Source organism: Dankookia sp. P2 (assembly GCF_050632255.1).
Taxonomy (GTDB): domain Bacteria; phylum Pseudomonadota; class Alphaproteobacteria; order Acetobacterales; family Acetobacteraceae; genus Paracraurococcus.
The window spans coordinates 2,374,665-2,391,285 of record NZ_CP192581.1 but is presented as its reverse complement, the minus strand read 5'-3'; the positions used below and the strand labels follow the sequence as shown (position 1 = coordinate 2,391,285).

The window sequence follows — 16,621 nt, the reverse complement described above, 5'->3', positions numbered from 1 at the left end:
GGGAGGGAATGCTGTTCCCTCCCCGGCCTTGCCTCAGGTCAGCGCGAAGCTCACCAGCCGCCCCAGCGTCAGCGCCTTGCCGCCGCTGACCGCCGGCAGCGGCCGGAAGCCGCGGCTGCTGTGCAGGTAGGAGGTGGGGTCGAGCCAGAGCAGGCCGATCAGCGTCTCCGCCACGATGCGGCTGCCGACCGGGCCCAGATGCTGCCCGCCCATGCAGGCGGCGTCCCGCGACGGCTCGGTCGCGCCGTAATACTCCGCCTCCCGTAGGATGTAGAACCAGAGCGGGGTATTCCTGTGCAGCGGCGCACCCGGCGCATCCACCCAGGCGCGGCGCACCTTGCCGCGCGCCTCGGCGGTGGCCGCCAAAGCGTCTCGCAACTCGGTCTCGCCCGCCGGCGGCGGCACGCGCGACCCGGCGCCCCAGACGATCTCGTCCGGCAGCGGCGCGATGCCCATCGCCCGCGCCACCGCCTGGCCGGAGGGTAGCCGCAGCAACTGCCCGCGCTTCAGATTGCGGAAGGCCAGGTTGCCCAGGATCGAGCCCGGGCTGCCCGGCGGCGTCGCCGCGTTGAAGAACTCGGGCGGGTCCTGCAGCGGCTCCGCCAGCAACGCGTCGATGCGGTAGGAGGGCTGCGGCAGCACCGCCGGCTTGCCGCCGACCTGCACGCCGCCGGCCACGCCCTCGACGTCGTCGAGGAAGAACGACCAGTCGATTCCCCAGAAAGGCGGCAGGGTGCCGGGAAAGCCGTTCAGGTTCTCCGTCCCGCGCGGGTCGCGGCTGAAAGTCGGGATGCGTTCCTTCGTTGGGTCGCCGCCCTCCTTGCGCGCCAGCACCACCTTGTTCAACGAATAGCTTGGCCGCACCATGGAATGGCCGAAGCGGTAGGCGGCGCCGGAGAATTCCAGCGGCATGTAGGGGTATTTCGCCGCCGCGTTCAGGTAGTGCTGCAGCCGCGGCGTGCCGCCGGAGTTCAGCACCTCCTCCACCATGCCCGGCTCGCAGACGCGCTGCAGGAAGTCGTGCACCACGATCCATTGATAGTGCCAGCGGGTGATGGTGGCGGCGGCTGCGAAGCGCGCCTCGGGCGTCGTGAGGTCAGCGCCGAAGCTGTCCAGGATGGCGTCGTCCATCACCACCTTGTTGTGGAAGGCGATGAAGGCGCCGTGCAACTGGCTGACGATCTTGTTCTCGTCGTTCCGCTTGTCGCCGAGGATCGCCGTGCCGTCCTGCAGCCGCTGGATGTCGAGCTTCGTCTCGACCGGGCCGAGCGGCTGTGGGTTGGTCTGCGCACCCAGCCGGAGCCGTAGCCCGTCGCGTTCATACAGGTAGGGCTGGTCCCGCCGGCCCACGGCCGTAGACGCTGTCGAGGTCGAGCGCCGGTGAACGGAAATCGACCAGCGCGTCGCGGTCCACCTGCTGCGCGCCCAGCGGCGTTGGGTCGAAGCTGATGTCGTGGTCCACGAACTGGCCGAAATAGGTGTAGCCGGCCGGGATGCGGTCGTTCTCGTCGACCGGCTCGGCCTCGGTGATCGGCGCGCCGGCATCGTCCTTCACCATCGCGCGGGCCAGGGCGGCCAGTCCTTCCTCGAGGCAGGGACGGACAGGGCGGCAGGTCGAACATCGGCCCGAAGCGGCCGAAGGGCTGGCCGGGATTGGCCCCGGCGGCGAGGCCGCGCATGCTGGCGGCATGGGATGAGGCGGCAGGCTGCGGCGGGCGTCGCTCGGCCATGGTCGTATCCTCCGTGCCTGCGGCATTGGGCCGCGGCAGGAGCGGAGGCGATCATGCCCAGGGTATCGTATTCAATATGAATCCCGGCCCGGGGCGCCGCCGCGCGTTCAGCCCGTGCGCGTGAGCACAGCCTGCACCGCGCGCTGCCATGCTTCCCAGGCAGTCTCGGCCGCGGCGCCGGCGCGCTCGGCGGCTTGGCTTGCCGCGTTCAGCCGCTTCCGGGCCTCCTCCCGCGCAGGACCGGAGCGGTCCTCCACGGCGGCGCGGGCGCGGCCGAGCATCGCGTCGGTGATGGCATAGGTCCGGATCGCCCCGCGCGCCGCATCCAGCAGCCGCCGCGTCTCGGCCAGCTCTGCGACGAGACCGGCCAGCGCCGCCCGGCCGGGTGCCGCCTCGGGCAGCCGTTCCAGCACCGCCTGCAGGGTCTCGAGGCTGCCCGGACCCCCTGGCAGTCGGCGCAGCGATCCTTCCACGTCGATATCGCGCCAGCGCAGCGAGCACCGGGTCGCCGAGCCCGGCATCCCAGAGCGGCACCTCCTGCCTCCTTCGCGCAACCATGCGAAGCGCATTGTCATGGCGCTGCCGTCCAGCATGGCCTCGGTCCGGAGGCCGAAATCGCCTTCCGCCACCACGGCAGATTGCGGTGTGGCGCCCGGCCGGCGCGGCAGGTCCAGCACCAGCGTGCCGTGGCTGCCATGCGGGTCGACCGCCAGCGCCGTCTCCTCCCGCCGCCGCGTGCCGATCAGCACGAGCCCGCGTTGCAACGTGACGGTCGCCGCCTGCTCGGTGCTCGATTGCGTGGTGGCCAGCAGCACGTCGCGGTCGCTGGCGAAGGCGATGATCCGCGCCTCCCCCGGTGCCATCGCGCGCAGCTCCGCATCGCCCCAGCCAGGCGCCGGCTTCGGCCCCGGCCCCGCCGTAGATCGCGGTCAGGCCGTCCGGCAGCACACTGGCCGGTGGTGTTCACCAGCCGCACCGCGTTCAGCGGGCTGCGCGCCGTCAGGTCCTGCACCCCACCAGATCCGCTCGGCCGGCAGCGCAGCATCGAGGAAAGGCAGGTTCGCCGTCTCACCCGCCTCGCAGCGAAACCGGCTCCGGCAGGGTGAATGCGACCCGACCGGGCGAGGGCGGCCGTCTGCGCCGCCGGCAGCGCCGCCAGCGAGGTGGCCTCCGCAGTGGGCGCGCGCCGCAGCATCGGCGCCGGGCCAGCCATGGCGGCGACGACCGGCGGGGGGCGCGGCCCGGCATCCGGCTCCACCGCAACGCGCTCGGCACTGCGGACCGGCATCACCGGTCGCGATACCAGGATCGGCGCATAGAGCGGTTGCGCGAAGGCCGCCGGATTGCCGGAGACGAGCGACAGCCGCACTCCCATCCCAGTCGGCGCCCGAGCGGTTCTCCACCACCGCCCAACCCTGTAAACTTGCCTCCCCCTGGCCTGCGGGGATTACCAGCCGCCAGGACGGCTTCCAGAGCGGCGCGGCGGCGACATAGCTCAGCCCAACCTGCGCGCGCGGCGGTCGCGCCGGCCAGGGTGATCTCCAGCCGGCGGATATCGGCGCTTCGGCTGGCTGCCAGCGCCTCCGCCGCGCGATCCAGGCGGTCGGCCAGCGCCGCGTCCTGCAGCCGCACCTCGGTCCCCACCGCGAGCGCCAGCACCCGCAGCCCGGTCGGGGTGAGCAGCGGAGAGCCGCAGCCCGCCCTCAGCCTCATCCGCCCCGGCCAGCCGGCCGCTCACGCCGCCCACGTCCACTGACTGGCCGCGCAGCGCGCGGAACAGGCTGGCGCGGGTCTCGAAATCGTCTAGACGGACCGGCAGGCCGCGGAAGGCCTCGGCTTCCAGGTCCTGCGCCGGCAGCCGGACTGCGCCTGGCCGGCCGCCTGGGTCGCGCAGCAGCAGGGATTTCAATACATCGTCCACCGCCTCGACCGGGACGGCAAAGCTGATCGCCTCATTCGCCCCCAGCATGCCGGCACGGTCGACCTGGATCAGCCCGGCATTGGAGAGGGTGATGCCGGTGACTGGTGGGTCGGCTGCGAGGGCCGTGAAGGGCATGACCAGGATGGCGGCAAGGCGGGCGGCGGCGCGGCGCAAGGCGAGGCACTCCGGCAGATGGCGCCGGAGCGTAGCACGCCGGGCCTGGAACGAACCGTGGCACTCACCTCGTTAAGAACCCTGCCAGGGTCAGGCGGCCGCGGCGATCCGCCCGACCTCCGCCAGCACGGCGCTGCGTGCCGTCTCCGGCGCACGCCGAACCGGTGGAGTAAGCCGTCACCAGAATCGGCGGCCGGTCCGGCGGCCAGAGAATGCCGATATCGTTCGCCGTGCCGTTTTCGCCCGAGCCGGTTTTGTCGCCGACGCGCCAACCGGCTGGGACGCCCGCCCGCAGCCGTCGGTCCCCGGTGCGGCAGCCGGCCAGCCAGGCGGCAAGCTGTGTCCGCGAGGCCTCGGACAGCGCGGAGCCAAGCAGCAGGGACTGCATCAGCCCGAGCATCGCCTCGGGAGTCGTGGTGTCGCGCGGGTCACCCGGCAGCGCCTCGTTCAGCGCCGTCTCCCGTCGGTCGAGCCGGGTCGTCGTGTCGCCCAGCCCCGCAACCAAGCGGTCAGCCCCGCCGGTCCGCCGAAGCTGTCGAGCAGCAGGTTGCCCGCGGTATTGTCGCTGAGCGTCACCGCCGCGTCGCAGAGCGCGCCGATGCTCATGCCCGTGTGCTGGCCGGTCACCGGCGAGTAGGTGACAAGATCGTCCTTCGCATAGGCAACCATGCGGTCCAGCCGTTCCTCGCCGCGATCCACCCGTGCGAGCACATGCCCGGCGGCGAAGAGTATGAACGTGCTGGTGAGCGGGAAGCGCTCTCCGCCCCGATGCGCCAGCCGTCGGCCGCTACCGGTATCCAGCACCGCAACGCCAAGCCGCCCGCCGGCCTGCGCCTCCAGCGCGGCCAATGCCTCGGCCGCGCGAGCGGGCGCGCCAGGGCCAGCAGCGGGGCGTGCAGCAGGGTGCGGCGTGACGGCATCAAACACTCCTTCGGATCGGCGCTACCCTGCAGGTCTTCCCTCCCAAGGAGGCGGCGGGCAGGACCGATGCCGTCGCCGAGACGCGGGCCGGCAGACCCAGTTCCGCCCGCGCGCCGACACGGAAGGCGTCATCAATTCCTGCGCCATGAGGATCACTCCCCAGACGCGGATTTATCGAGCCGGAAATCCACGCCCTGCGTGGTCCCGCTCAGGACGAGCGCGGGCTGGCGCCTGCCGGCTGCCGGGCGGCCTGCCGGGCCAGCGCCGCCGCCCGTGCCGAAGCCGGCGAGCGAGAAGCCGAACCCGGCGCCGAAGACCGCCAGGTGGCTTTCGCCGGTCGCCGCAAAGACCGCGGCGAGGCCGAAACCCGCCACCGTCTGCACCACGGCGAAGGTCAGGTTGCAGCGCAGCCAGAGACCGGTCGCCTGAACCCCGGCGATCTCCCGCGTCACGCTGAGCGTGACCGCGGTGACGCCGACCGCGGCGAAGCCCGCAGCCGCCGCGGCCGGCAGCACCAGCGCCGGCCAGGGCGGCAGGCACAGGGCCAGCGCCGCCGCCTGAGATCAGCAGCCACAGCCGCAGCGTGGCCATGCTGCCGAGCCGGTCCACCGCCCGGCCGCTCAGCACGCCGCCGGCGATGCCGGCCAGGCCGAAGACCAACCAGAGCAGCGCGCCGATGCCGACGCCGAGGCCCCTGCCGCGCGCCGCGAGATCCGCCAGATAGACCATCGGCGGCACCATCCCGGCGGCGTAGAGGCCATAGGTTACCAGCAACAGCGCCGCGGGCGGCGGTGCCTCCCCGCCGCGCCGTCCAGCGCCATGTCCGGCCAGCGGGAACGGGCCAGCCACCACAGCAGCAGCACAGGCCCGGCCAGCCCGAGCCAGGTCGCCGGCAACCCGGCCGGCAGCAGCGCCGGAACCAGCAGCGCCCCGGTGGCGATACCCGAGCCGACGCCGGCGATGACCACGCCGCCCGCCGCGCCCCGCTGCGCCGGTGCGACGGAGGCCTGGGTGGCCGGCCCGGCCAGCGCCATCAGCAGCCCACCCGCCACCCCGGCCAGGCCTCGCCACAGCAGGAACCACCGGAAACCGCCATTCCAGGCGCAAGCCGCGAGCGCGACGACGACCAGCGCCATGCCGAGGTCGAGCGTGCCCGGCACGCCAAGCCGCTGCCCAGCGCGCCGCCCGAGCAGCGTGCCGATGAGGTATCCGGCCAGCGCCGCGGCGCCGAGCATCCCGGCCTGCGCGCCATCCACCCAACCGGCGCCGACCATGGCGGGGAACAGCGGCACATAGGCGAAACGGGCAAGGCCGTTGCCGGAGGCGGTGGCGGCGGCACCAGCGAGGGCCTGGCGGAGAAAGTGGGGCACCAACCGACCCTAGCGGTTGCACGTGCCGCCGTCATGGTCGCGGAACCACCGAGCGCCTTCGGCTTTTGCTTGCCATGCCCGATCCAGCCCAGCGCAGCGCGGACCGACTGCTGGCCCAGCAGACCGCACTGGCCCGCTTCGGTGAGCTGGCTTTGCATTCCGATGACCTGCAGGTGATCCTGCACGATGCCTGCCGCCTGGTCGCGGAAGGGCTCGGCACCGGCCTGGCCAAGGTGCTGGAGCTGCAGCCTGACGGCCGCACGCTGCAAGTTCGCGCCGGGGTCGGCTGGAAGCCCGGCGTGGTCGGTCAAGTGACGCTGAAGGCCGAGCCCGGCACGTTGGAAGGTCTGGCACTGTCGAGCCCAGGCGCCTTGGTCTCCGAGGACACAGCGAACGAGCCCCGCTTTCCCATCGCCGAGTTCATGCGCGAGCATGGCGTGCGATCGTTGGTGAACGTCACCGTCATCGGCGCCGAGAGCCGGCCGCCCTATGGCCTGCTGGAGGTCGACAGCCGCGAGCGGCGCAGCTTCGATGGCGACGAGATCGCCTTCCTGCAGACCTACGCCAACATGCTGGCCGCCGCGGTGGACCGGTTGCGCGCCGGCGACAAGCTGCGCGCCCGGGCGGCGGATGTGGAGCGGCTGTTCCGCGAATTGCAGCACCGGGTGAAGAACAACCTTCAGGTCATCATCGGTCTGATGCAGCTGCAGTCCCGCCGCGCCCGCTCGCCCGAGACGCTGGACGCGCTGCGCGTGGTGCGCCAGCGGGTCGATGCGCTGCGCCTGCTGCACGACAAGCTCTATCTCGCGGGCGATGTCGACAGGGTCGACCTCGGCGCCTATCTGGGCGAGCTGGCCGGCACGCTGCTGCGCTTCCATGCGGAGGACGAGCACGGCATCCGCCTGGTGCTTGAGATGCGGCGGATGGTGGTGCCGCCGGAGCAGGCGGCACCGCTCGGCCTCATCGTCAACGAGTTCATCACCAACAGCCTGAAGTATGCCTTCGGCGCGTCTCAGCCCGGGATGGGCAGCAGCGGCACCATCGGCCTGCGGCTGGAGCCGGCGCGAGGCGGCGAGCTGCGCGCCATCCTCTGGGACGATGGTGCGCGGCTTGCCGGAGGAACGCTCCGGCGGGACCGGCATGCGGCTGGTTGAGGGCTTGGCGCGCCAGCTATCCGCCCGGCTGGACTGGTCCCCGGCCGGGCCGGGGACGCGCCTCACGCTGCAGTTCCGAGTCCTCCCGCTGCGGTGACGTGCGCGGCCATGAGGTTTCAGTAACGAATGGTCTGCGATGATCGTTGAGGACGAGCGCCATCAGGATGGCGCTGCCAGCTGAGGCAGCATGGACCAACAGGACAGCATTCCCGCGGCCGCCGCGCCGCTGGCCCTCGTAGTGGACGATGAGGCGCTGCTGGCGCTGGAGATGGAGGATTTGCTGTCGGCGGCGGGCTTCGCCACTGTGATCGCCTGTTCCGCGGCCGCGGCGCGGGAGGTCTCAGTGGCGGCGCTCTCGGTCGCCGTGGTGAACCTGCGGCTGAACGGCGGATTGCTGGGCCATGGCATCATCCGCGCGCTGCGCCGGCTGCGGCCCGACCTGCCGATCGTGGTGGTGACCGGCTACGACAGCGATGCCCCGCAGGCGGATCTGCGTGGCCTGGGTTGGCCGACGGTGCGGCTGCAGAAGCCGCAGCACGGCGAGCACCTGGTTGGCGCGGTGCGCGACGTGATTGCCCAGGCGCAACGCGGCGCCCGGCCCATGGGCGGGCGCCGGCAAATCGACCGGGTTTGACGCTTCAGGGCGTGCCCGGCTTGTCGCTGAACAGGGCACGCTTGCCGGGCTTGTCTTTCCATTCCTCGGCATCGGCCGGCGGTTCACCCTTGCGGGTGATGTTCGGCCATTCGGCCGCGTATTGCCGGTTCAGCTCAGCGTATTCCGTCGCGCGGTCGTCGCTGTCGGGCACGATCGCCTCGGCGGGGCATTCCGGCTCGCACACGCCGCAGTCGATGCACTCGTCCGGATGGATGACCAGCATGTTCTCGCCAACGTAGAAGCAGTCCACCGGACAGACCTCGACGCAGTCCATGTACTTGCACTTGATGCAGTTCTCGAGAACGACATAGGTCACGGCTGGCAGTCCCTCGGGCCCGGCTGATCGGCGTGGCAGAGATGGACCGGGCCGCGCGCGAAGGCAACCCATTGGCGCCCCGCGGCCCATGCGGATCAGGCCTGCGCCGGCCAGGTCAGGCCTGGGAGTGTGGGACCAAGTCCTCGAACAGCCCCCGCGCCTCGGCGGCCGGGCCGCGCCGGTCGCCCAGGGCCAGCACCCGCCAGACCCGCACCACGCCGCGGTCGGCCGAGCCTAGGGCGAAGGTCAGCGTATCGCCCGGGCGCAGCTTGGCGTGCGGCTTGTCGGTAGGCTGACGGTTGATGCGGAAGCTGCCCCCTTCGACGATGCGGGCGCAGGCGGCGCGGGACTTGGCAACCCGGGCGCACCACAGCCATTTGTCGAGCCGCTGCCAATCCCGGTCCTCGCCGCCTTCCGCCACGGGCCCAGGCCTCAAGGCATGCGCCGGGCAGGCGATCCTGCCCGGCCATGGGATGGGGGCGTGCCGCCACGCCTGCTAGCCGCCCTGCTGCAGCTTCAGCCGGGCCAGAACCGCGAAGGGCAGATCCGGGTTCGGCCCGGCGGGCTCGGCCGGCTTGCGCGCCTCGCGCTCCTCCGGCCGCGGCCTCGCGGCCCGCGGTCATCGTCGCGGCGATCCGGCCGCGGGCCCCGCGGCGGGCCGCCCGGACCCGCGCCGGGACCGCGATCGCGTCCCTGCCAGGGCTTGCCGCCACCGGGACCGCGCGAGACCTCCATCCGGCCCGGCATCTTGCGCAGCTCGGGCGGGATGGGCGGGCCGAAGAAGATCATCGCCGCGCTAGTCGGCGGCGGCAGCGGCGCGTCGGGGATTCGGACCGGCCGGTCCTCCCGGTGGTTGTCGCGCTGGCCATGCGCCGGCCGGCGGTCGCCGCGGTCCCGTGGCGGCCGCCCGTCCTGCCCGTCCCGAGGCGGTCGCGCGCCCTGCCACTCGCGCGGCGGGCGGCCGTCCTGGCGCTCCCGCGCCGGCCGGTTCTCCTGTGCCGGGCGCTCGCCCTCCGGCCGCGCCTCGCGACGGGGATGCCGCGGTCCCTCGTGCCGCGCTTCGCCCTGGGGACGCGGGCCTTGGCCGGGACGGCCCTCGGGCCGCCCATGCGGACGCGGGCCGCGCTGGTGCTGATGGTGCTGCGGCCGCGGCTGGGCAACGCGCAGCGGGGTCGGCGGGCCGTACTCGTTCTCTGCGAGCGGCGGCGGCTCGATCAGCCGGAAGCCGAGCGCGGTGAGCGCCGCGCCAAGCGTGTCCGCCTTCACGCCGAGCCGGCTGGCGAGGTCGGGCGGCGGCGGCGCCGGCGCCCGGCGGGTCAGGAAGCCGAGCTCGGCGGCAATGCGCTCCGCGACGTCCAGCCGCAGCAGCACCGGGCCGGCCGGCAGCCAGCCCATGGTTTGGGCGAAGCCGGGCGGCCACCCGATCGGCGGCGGCGGGTTGGTCTCGCCCTCATGCGCCTCGCGCAGCTGCAGCGCGACCAGGCCGGGGGCGGGCAGGGCAGGGGTGTCGATGTTGCGCGACATCGCCCAGAGCTGGGCGCGCAGAGCCATGGCGCGCGGCTTCAGCGCTTCCGGCACAAACAATGCGAAGCGACCGGCACGGACGCCGATCGCCTTCAGCTTCTGCCGCAGATCCTGGTTGATCCCGGCATTGGTGTTGCCGGGGACGAGGCCGAGATGTTCCCGCAACTGGTAGGCGGGGCCGCGCAGCGAGCCCTCGGCCTCGGCCTTGGTCTCGATCGTGGTCAGGATGGCGAGCTCCTTGCCCACCAGCCCCTCGACATACTTGGCCAGCCGGGCGCGGACGCGCTCGCGCTGGGCGCCGTCGAGGAACTCGCTCGCCAGCACCTCGACCTGCGGCTTGCCGGGCTGGTCGCCGATCCGCAGCCGGGCGATCTCGGCCGGCTCGGCGCCGGGGCTGGTCCAGGTGACACGGTGGTTCGGCGTCAGCGCGAAGGCCTCGTCCTTGGCGGTCTCCACCGCGGCGACGCGGCGCGGCATCTCCTCCCGCAGGGCGCGACGGGCGGCACGGAGGACGAGCTTGCGCTCCTCCTCGGTGGCCGCCTCGGCCTCCGGGTGGAAGAGGAAGCCGGCGACCTTGCCGACGCTATGGCCCTCGACCACCACCTCGCCCTGGCGCGTCACCGCGGAGAGCAGGTCCTCGCCCTCGGCATCGTCCAGCCGGCGCATCAGATGGGCCGCGCGGCGGTCGACGAAGCGGGCGGTCAGGCGCTCGTGCAGCGCGTCGGAGACCGCATCCTCGGCCTTGCGGGCCTCGGCCTGGAAGGTCGGGGCGTCGCGGGTCCAGTCGGCGCGGGCGGCGATGTAGGACCAGACCCGGATATTCGCCAGGCGCGCCATCAGCGTGTCGAGGTCGCCCTCGGTCGCGCCGCACTGGGCGATCTGCCCCGCCACCCAGTCGTCCGGCAGCACGCCGTCCTCGGCCAGGTGCTTGAAGATGCGGCCGACCAGCCGCGTGTGGGTGTCATCCGCCAGCTTGCGGAAGTCCGGCACCTGGCAGGCTTCCCAGAGCAGCCGCACGCGGTTGCGGCCGGTGGCCAGGGCGCGCAGTTCCTGTTCCCGCGCCAGCATCGACAGGGTGATGAAGTCGTCCGCGTCATGCCCGCGGGCGAGCCCGGGCATGGGCGCCGGCGTGGCCAGGCTGTCCAGCAGCCCGTCGACGCTGCTGAAATCGAGCTCGCTGTTGCGCCAGGCGAGTGTCTGCAGCGCCTCGAAATTATGGTTCTCGATCTTGTTGACGATCTCGTCCGGCAGGGGCGGGCAGTCGCCGGTGGTGCCGAAGGTGCCGTCGCGCATCCCCGCCCGGCGCGGCCGGCGATCTGCGCGGCCTCCTGCGCATTCAGCGCGCGCGCCGTGTGGCCGTCGAATTTCTGCAGGGCAGCGAAGGCGACATGGTCGACATCCATGTTCAGCCCCATCCCGATGGCGTCGGTGGCTACCAGGAAGTCCACCTCGCGGTTCTGGTAGAGCGCCACCTGGGCGTTGCGGGTGCGGGGCGACAGGCGCCCCATCACCACGGCGCAGCCGCCGCGGCGGCGGCGGATGGCCTCGGCGATCGCATAGACCTCGGCGGCGCTGAAGGCGACGACAGCGCTGCGCGGCGGCAGGCGGGTCAGCTTGGCCGGGCCGGAATGGGTCAGCTGCGACAGCCGCGGCCGGGTCTCGATTTCGGCCTGCGGCACCAGGCGGGTGAGCAGCGGACGGATGGTCTCGGCGCCCATGAACATGGTCTCGACCATGCCGCGGGCATTCAGCAGGCGGTCGGTGAAGACATGGCCTCGATCGGGGTCGGCGCAGAGCTGGATCTCGTCCACCGCGACGGATTCGACGCGGCGGTCGAGCGGCATGGCCTCCACCGTGCAGGCGAACCACTTGGCGCCGGGCGGGACGATCTTCTCCTCACCCGTTATCAGGGCAACGTGCTGCTCCCCCTTGGCGGCGACCATGCGGTCGTAGTTCTCGCGCGCCAGCAGGCGCAGCGGGAAGCCGATGATGCCGCTGGAATGCGCCAGCAGGCGGGTGATCGCCAGATGTGTCTTGCCGGTGTTGGTGGGGCCCAACACGGCCTTGACGCGGGCATCGAACATGGGGGTGTGGAGCTCGGGCATGTGGCGCCATGCATGGGCCGGGACGCGACGGATTGCAACCGCGCGGGCCGGCCGTTAGGGGCGGCGATGCAGGCAGACCGCGACCGACCCGCCCGCGCACCGGCGCGCCGCCGCCCCGTTCCGGCCGGCTGAGCCCGCGCCGATGTCGCCCCCGGCCCGCTTTGCCCTGCTGTTTGCCGCGCAGTTCGGCGCGGTCGGCGTGCTCATGCCCTTCCTGCCGGCGGTGCTGCGCGACCATGGGCTGACGGCGCAGGAGATCGCCCTGGTGTTGGCTGCGGGCTCTGCCGTGCGGCTGCTGGCGGCGCCGGCGGTCGGGCGCGGGGCGGATGGCTTCGGCGATGCGCGAACCGTCCTGGTGCTTTCGGCTGCACTGGCGACCTGCACGGTGACGGGCTTCGCCATGGCCCGGGGCTTCGCGGCCCTGCTTCTCGTCGCCGTGCTGCACGCCATGGTGAATGCCCCGGTGGTGCCGCTGTCCGATGCGCTCTGCCTCGGTGCAGCGCGGGAGCGGCGGTTTGACTACGGTCGGGTCCGCTCGGCCGGGTCGCTGTCCTTCATCCTGGCTGCCGTCGCGGCGGGGCAGGCGGTGCAGTGGCTGGGAGTGACCAGCATCGTCTGGCTGGCCTCGGCCTGCCTCGGCCTCACCGCACTGGCGGCGCGCGGCCTGCCCGCGGAGCGGACTGAGGCGCGGGGCCGAGGCGGCTTCGCCGCGCCCTTCGCCATCCCTGCTTTCCGCCGGATACTGCCGCTCTCGGCGCTGATCCAGGGCAGTCATGCGCTCTATTACGGCTTCGGCACGCTGCACTGGCAGGCCGCCGGACTGTCTCCCGGGGTGATCGGCCTGCTTTGGGCGGAGGGCGTGGTGGCCGAGGTCGCGCTCTTCCTCTGGGGCAAGCCGCTGGTGGAGCGCCTGGGAGCGCCCGGCCTCGCGGCGCTGGCTGCGGCCGCCGGGGTGGTACGCTGGGGGGTTACGGCGGAGACGGTCTGGCTCCCGGCGCTGGCCGCGGTGCAGTTGCTGCACGCCATCACCTTCGGGGCGCAGCATCTGGCGGCGATGCGGGTGCTGGGCGGAATGCCGCCGGCCCAGGCGGCCACGGCGCAGACTCTGCACGCCTCGATCGGGGTGGGGCTGGCTTCCGGCCTGCTGACCTTCGCCTCCGGCCCGCTCTATGCCGCCTGGGGCGGCCAGGGCTTCTGGGCAATGGCCGGGCTCTGCGCCCTCGCACTGCCGCTGGCCTTCCGGCTGCCACGGGGATGAGCCGGGGCGAGGGTGCGCGGCCCGTGGCCCGGCCGGGTCCGGGTCAGCAGCCCGGCGCCGATGGCGAACAGGCCGAAGGCCATATGCGGCGTCCCGCGCCGGTGGGAGAACCCCAGCAGGGCCGGGGCGGCAGCCAGCGCCGCGCCGCCGGCGATGTCGAGTGCCAGGTGCTGCCGCATGCTGAGCACCGGCACCAGGCCCAGCTCGTAATCGGTCAGGGCGGCATAGGCGATGGCGCCGGCGCCGGCGGCCTGGGCTGTGCGCGCCTCCGCCGAGCCGGGGCGCAGGTGGAACAGGCGCGGCGCCAGCAGCAGGGCCAGGCCCCAGAGATAATCCACGGCCCCATGAAGCCGGGTGGAGACCAGGCGCATCCGGACGCTCCTTCGGCAGGTCGCCCGCCAACGCCAGGCGATCCCGGCTGTTCCGCCGGGCGTGGCCGCGCCACCACGCCGCCCCCTTCGCAGCGTTCCGTCCCCGTTATCCACACTCATCCCCATGATCCACAGGGGCCGTTCCGCGCTAGGATGAACGGATGAACACCATCGACCAGGCATCGCCCTTCGCGGGCGTCGACGGGCTGCTCGGCCTGTCGCAGCGCACGCCGCCGCACAACTACCAGGCGGAGCAGGCGCTGCTCGGGGCGTTGCTGGCCAACAACAAGGCCTATGAGCGGGTCTCCGAATTCCTCGCGCCCGAGCATTTCGCCGAAGCCGCCCATGGGCGCATCTTCCGCGCCATCCAGCGCCGGATCGAGGCCGGGCAACTGGCCGACGTGGTCACCCTGCGCCCGGAATTCGAGCATTCCGGCGTGTTGGACGAGGTCGGCGGCCCGGCCTATCTGGCCCAGCTGCTCACCGCCATGGTCGGCATCATCAATGCCGGAGAATACGGCCGCCTGGTCCATGACTGCTGGCTGCGCCGCCAGCTGGTCGATGTGGGGGAGGAGGTGGTCAACCGCGCCTTTGGCGCGGAGGCCGAGCTTTCCGCCAAGGAGCAGCTGGAGGCGGCCGAGCAGCGGCTGTTCGACCTGGCCAAGGATGGTGGCACTGAGGGCGGCTTCGTCACCTTCGAGCGGGCGCTGACCGATGCGGTGGAGCTGGCGGCCAAGGCCTTCTCAACCCCGGGCGGCGTCTCCGGCCTGCCCTCCGGCCTGCGCGACCTGGATGCCAAGACCGGCGGCATGCACGGATCCGACCTGATGATTATCGCCGGCCGCCCGGCCATGGGGAAGACCGCGCTGGCGACCAAGATCGCCTTCGGCGCCGCCCAGGCCCTGGTGCGGGAGGCGCAGGAGAAGGGCGAGGGTGCAGCCGCGCGGCACGGTGGCGATCTTCTCCCTCGAAATGAGCGCAGACCAGCTCGCCACCCGCCTGTTGTCGGAAGCCGCACGGATCTCCGGCGACAAGATCCGCCGCGGCGACATCTCGCAGCGCGACTTCGACCGCTTCGTCGAGGTCAGCCGCGAGCTCGCCATCCTGCCGCTGGTGATCGACGACACGCCGGCCATCACCATCTCGGCGCTGCGTACCCGCTGCCGGCGGCTGAAGCGGACCCGGGGGCTCGAGCTGGTGGTGGTGGACTACCTGCAACTCATGCGGCCGGCGGCCGGGACCCGGCCGGAAAGCCGGGTGCTGGAGATCTCGATGATCACCCAGGGGCTCAAGGCCATCGCGAAGGAGCTTTCGGTGCCGGTAATCGCGCTGTCGCAGCTCTCCCGCGCGGTGGAGCAGCGGGAGGACAAGCGGCCGCAGCTGTCGGACCTGCGCGAATCCGGCTCGATCGAGCAGGACGCCGACATGGTCATGTTCGTCTACCGCGACGAGTACTACCTGGCCCAGCGCGCGCCGAAGGAGATGGGCTTCGACAACGGCGGCAAGTTCGAGGAGGCCATGACCAAGTGGCAGGCCGACATGGAGATGGCGCACAACAAGGCGGAACTGATCATCTCCAAGCAGCGGCACGGCCCGACCGGCACGGTGAAGCTGTTCTTCGAAAGCGAGTTCACTCGCTTCGGCGATCTCGACGTGGTGCATGACGGGTCAGACCGGCACTGAAGCAAAAAATGCTTGGAAGCAGAAGTATTTCCTGCCCAAGCTCTAGCCGCCCTCTTTTCCAAGTCGGCTGCCGTCGTGAAGCGAGTGCGGGCTCCTGGAAATAGGTGAGAGGTCCGGGGAGAATACCTTCTCCCCGGTCTTTGCTCAGTTCAATCGGTCGGGACCGGCATTCGGTACTTCCTGGATGGTCTCCACATCCACGTCCTGCCGGCGGACGGTGTCGCGCACCACCTCGCGTCGCTCGACGCTCCGCTTGCGCAGCGCCACCTCGCCGGTCACCCGTGCCTCCTTCGAGACCACTGGCCGCTCGCTGGTCGCGGTCAGCTCGACAGTTTCCTCGCGGAAGGCCTTGGCAGCCTCCTCGGGGCGGAGGGCATGGTCCTCGCGGCGGCGCTCCACCTCAATGCTCTCCTCGTGCAGGGTCACCGGCTTCTCGACCTCGCGTTCGGTGACGCTGGTCACCAGGCGCTTGCCGCCGGTCGTCTGCTGCTTGCCGACATGCAGCTCCTCCTCGATGGACCGAGCGCGCTCCACCGTCTCGCCGCCACGGCCGAGCAGCTGCTCCGGCGCCTTCAGCTCAAAGCGGTTCATCACCGCCAGTGCCCGATCGGCCGTCTCGGCCTCGGCGGCCACCAGGATGCCGCCCTGCAACACCGCCTCGGTGTAGAGCCGGGCACGCGCCGGCTCGAGCCCGCGCTCCATCAGCTCGCCCGCCAGTGCCTGGCCGGTGCCGCGGTCGAAGATGACCACGGCGGCCTGGTCGCAGCCGGACTCCACCAGGGCGCTCCGGACGCGCTGCGCCTGCTCACGGTCGGCCAGCAACCCGATCACGGATTCCATCATGAAATTCCCCTATTGTCTTTGAATGTACTCGGTTGCGCCCGGGCGCTCAGGGCCCCGGGTCGCGCTCCGGCCCGCCTGCCGGGGCATCACGCTCGACGAAGATCTCCTCGCGGCGCAGCGACACTTCCTCGCGGACCTGCCGGGTGGCCCGTCGCCGGGTCACGCGCACTTCCTCGACCAAACGAAGTCGTTTCTCGACGACGAGCACTTCCTCCACCACCGGGTAGACGGTGGTGTCGCCCTCCTGGCGGATGCCGGCCGGCGCCTCGATCCAGCGGCCGACCGGCACGCGCTCCACCTCAAGGGATTCGGTCTGGACCGGGATGTCCAGTACCTCCTGCGTCGCCTGGACGCGCTTGTGCAAGCGCACCCGGTCGGTGACGACGCGTTCCTTGTAGACGACCGCCGTTTCCTCGATGACCGGAACGACCTTCTCGTCGACAAGTCGTCCCGTCGGAGCTGGCTCGGCCATACAGTCCCCCATCGCCGCATGGTCGATACGGCGGCATGCAGCAGGATGATCGGTCAAAGCCCGCCGCCTCGGTCGTATCGCGTGACGACGGCGGGGTGGTCTGGCGCGGACCGGTCGATGGCCC

At 72.0% G+C, this 16,621-nt stretch carries 14 protein-coding genes and 4 pseudogenes; 4 read left to right on the top strand and 14 right to left on the bottom strand.

Annotated features, from left to right (window positions below):
• Positions 1–33: 33 nt before the first annotated feature.
• The 7 genes and pseudogenes from ACQ86J_RS14265 to ACQ86J_RS14235 all read right to left on the bottom strand — a co-directional run.
• Positions 34–1,350 carry a peroxidase family protein gene (locus ACQ86J_RS14265; protein ID WP_431271607.1) on the bottom strand — a complete coding sequence of 439 codons (1,317 nt, stop codon included), beginning with the start codon at positions 1,348–1,350 and terminating at the stop codon, positions 34–36.
• On the bottom strand, positions 1,319–1,558 hold the full coding sequence (locus tag ACQ86J_RS14260; protein ID WP_431271606.1) for a hypothetical protein: 240 nt from the start codon (positions 1,556–1,558) through the stop codon (positions 1,319–1,321). The genes ACQ86J_RS14265 and ACQ86J_RS14260 overlap by 32 nt, the downstream gene beginning before the upstream one ends.
• A 279-nt stretch (positions 1,559–1,837) precedes the next feature.
• Positions 1,838–2,593 (bottom strand): hypothetical protein, encoded by a 756-nt coding sequence (locus ACQ86J_RS14255; RefSeq protein ID WP_431271605.1) that lies wholly within the window; start codon positions 2,591–2,593, stop codon positions 1,838–1,840.
• Positions 2,594–3,225: 632 nt separating this feature from the next.
• On the bottom strand, positions 3,226–3,825 hold the full coding sequence (locus tag ACQ86J_RS14250; protein WP_431271604.1) for a hypothetical protein: 600 nt from the start codon (positions 3,823–3,825) through the stop codon (positions 3,226–3,228).
• A 64-nt stretch (positions 3,826–3,889) separates the two neighbouring features.
• Positions 3,890–4,629: pseudogene (gene bla / locus ACQ86J_RS14245) on the bottom strand (class A beta-lactamase).
• Positions 4,630–4,898: 269 nt separating this feature from the next.
• The gene (locus ACQ86J_RS14240; protein WP_431272831.1) at positions 4,899–5,261 is read right to left on the bottom strand and encodes a hypothetical protein; all 363 of its coding nucleotides are present in this window, start codon (positions 5,259–5,261) and stop codon (positions 4,899–4,901) included.
• 100 nt (positions 5,262–5,361) lie between these two features.
• Positions 5,362–6,020 (bottom strand): annotated as a pseudogene (locus ACQ86J_RS14235) (YbfB/YjiJ family MFS transporter); the annotation flags it as partial.
• A gap of 170 nt (positions 6,021–6,190) precedes the next feature.
• Between ACQ86J_RS14235 and ACQ86J_RS14230 the strand changes: the two are divergent.
• Positions 6,191–7,270, top strand: coding sequence for a sensor histidine kinase (locus tag ACQ86J_RS14230; protein WP_431271603.1), 1,080 nt, complete (start codon positions 6,191–6,193; stop codon positions 7,268–7,270).
• 187 nt (positions 7,271–7,457) lie between these two features.
• Complete coding sequence (locus ACQ86J_RS14225) at positions 7,458–7,904, top strand: response regulator (RefSeq protein WP_431271602.1); 447 nt, start codon at positions 7,458–7,460, stop codon at positions 7,902–7,904.
• A 4-nt stretch (positions 7,905–7,908) separates the two neighbouring features.
• Here ACQ86J_RS14225 and fdxA read toward each other — a convergent pair whose 3' ends face one another.
• The 4 genes and pseudogenes from fdxA to ACQ86J_RS14205 all read right to left on the bottom strand — a co-directional run.
• Complete coding sequence (gene fdxA, locus ACQ86J_RS14220) at positions 7,909–8,241, bottom strand: ferredoxin FdxA (RefSeq protein ID WP_431271601.1); 333 nt, start codon at positions 8,239–8,241, stop codon at positions 7,909–7,911.
• Between the two features lie 115 nt (positions 8,242–8,356).
• Complete coding sequence (locus ACQ86J_RS14215; RefSeq protein ID WP_431271600.1) at positions 8,357–8,662, bottom strand: RNA-binding S4 domain-containing protein; 306 nt, start codon at positions 8,660–8,662, stop codon at positions 8,357–8,359.
• A 95-nt stretch (positions 8,663–8,757) separates the two neighbouring features.
• The gene (locus tag ACQ86J_RS14210) at positions 8,758–11,058 is read right to left on the bottom strand and encodes a proline-rich domain-containing protein (protein WP_431272830.1); all 2,301 of its coding nucleotides are present in this window, start codon (positions 11,056–11,058) and stop codon (positions 8,758–8,760) included.
• Between the two features lie 62 nt (positions 11,059–11,120).
• Positions 11,121–11,849 (bottom strand): annotated as a pseudogene (locus tag ACQ86J_RS14205) (helicase-related protein); the annotation flags it as partial.
• Between the two features lie 163 nt (positions 11,850–12,012).
• On the opposite strand from ACQ86J_RS14205, the gene ACQ86J_RS14200 reads away from it, so the two are divergent.
• Entirely contained in the window at positions 12,013–13,128 is a 1,116-nt protein-coding gene (locus tag ACQ86J_RS14200; RefSeq protein WP_431271599.1) for an MFS transporter, read from the top strand.
• Here ACQ86J_RS14200 and ACQ86J_RS14195 read toward each other — a convergent pair.
• On the bottom strand, positions 13,038–13,499 hold the full coding sequence (locus ACQ86J_RS14195) for an SPW repeat domain-containing protein (protein ID WP_431271598.1): 462 nt from the start codon (positions 13,497–13,499) through the stop codon (positions 13,038–13,040). The genes ACQ86J_RS14200 and ACQ86J_RS14195 overlap by 91 nt on opposite strands.
• A gap of 161 nt (positions 13,500–13,660) precedes the next feature.
• Between ACQ86J_RS14195 and ACQ86J_RS14190 the strand changes: the two are divergent.
• Positions 13,661–15,182: pseudogene (locus ACQ86J_RS14190) on the top strand (replicative DNA helicase).
• Positions 15,183–15,326: 144 nt separating this feature from the next.
• Here the strand turns inward: ACQ86J_RS14190 and ACQ86J_RS14185 are convergent.
• Together ACQ86J_RS14185 and ACQ86J_RS14180 are read right to left on the bottom strand one after the other, a co-directional pair.
• Positions 15,327–16,025 (bottom strand): YsnF/AvaK domain-containing protein, encoded by a 699-nt coding sequence (locus ACQ86J_RS14185; RefSeq protein WP_431271597.1) that lies wholly within the window; start codon positions 16,023–16,025, stop codon positions 15,327–15,329.
• A gap of 46 nt (positions 16,026–16,071) precedes the next feature.
• Entirely contained in the window at positions 16,072–16,554 is a 483-nt protein-coding gene (locus ACQ86J_RS14180; protein ID WP_431271596.1) for a YsnF/AvaK domain-containing protein, read from the bottom strand.
• Positions 16,555–16,621 lie beyond the last annotated feature (67 nt).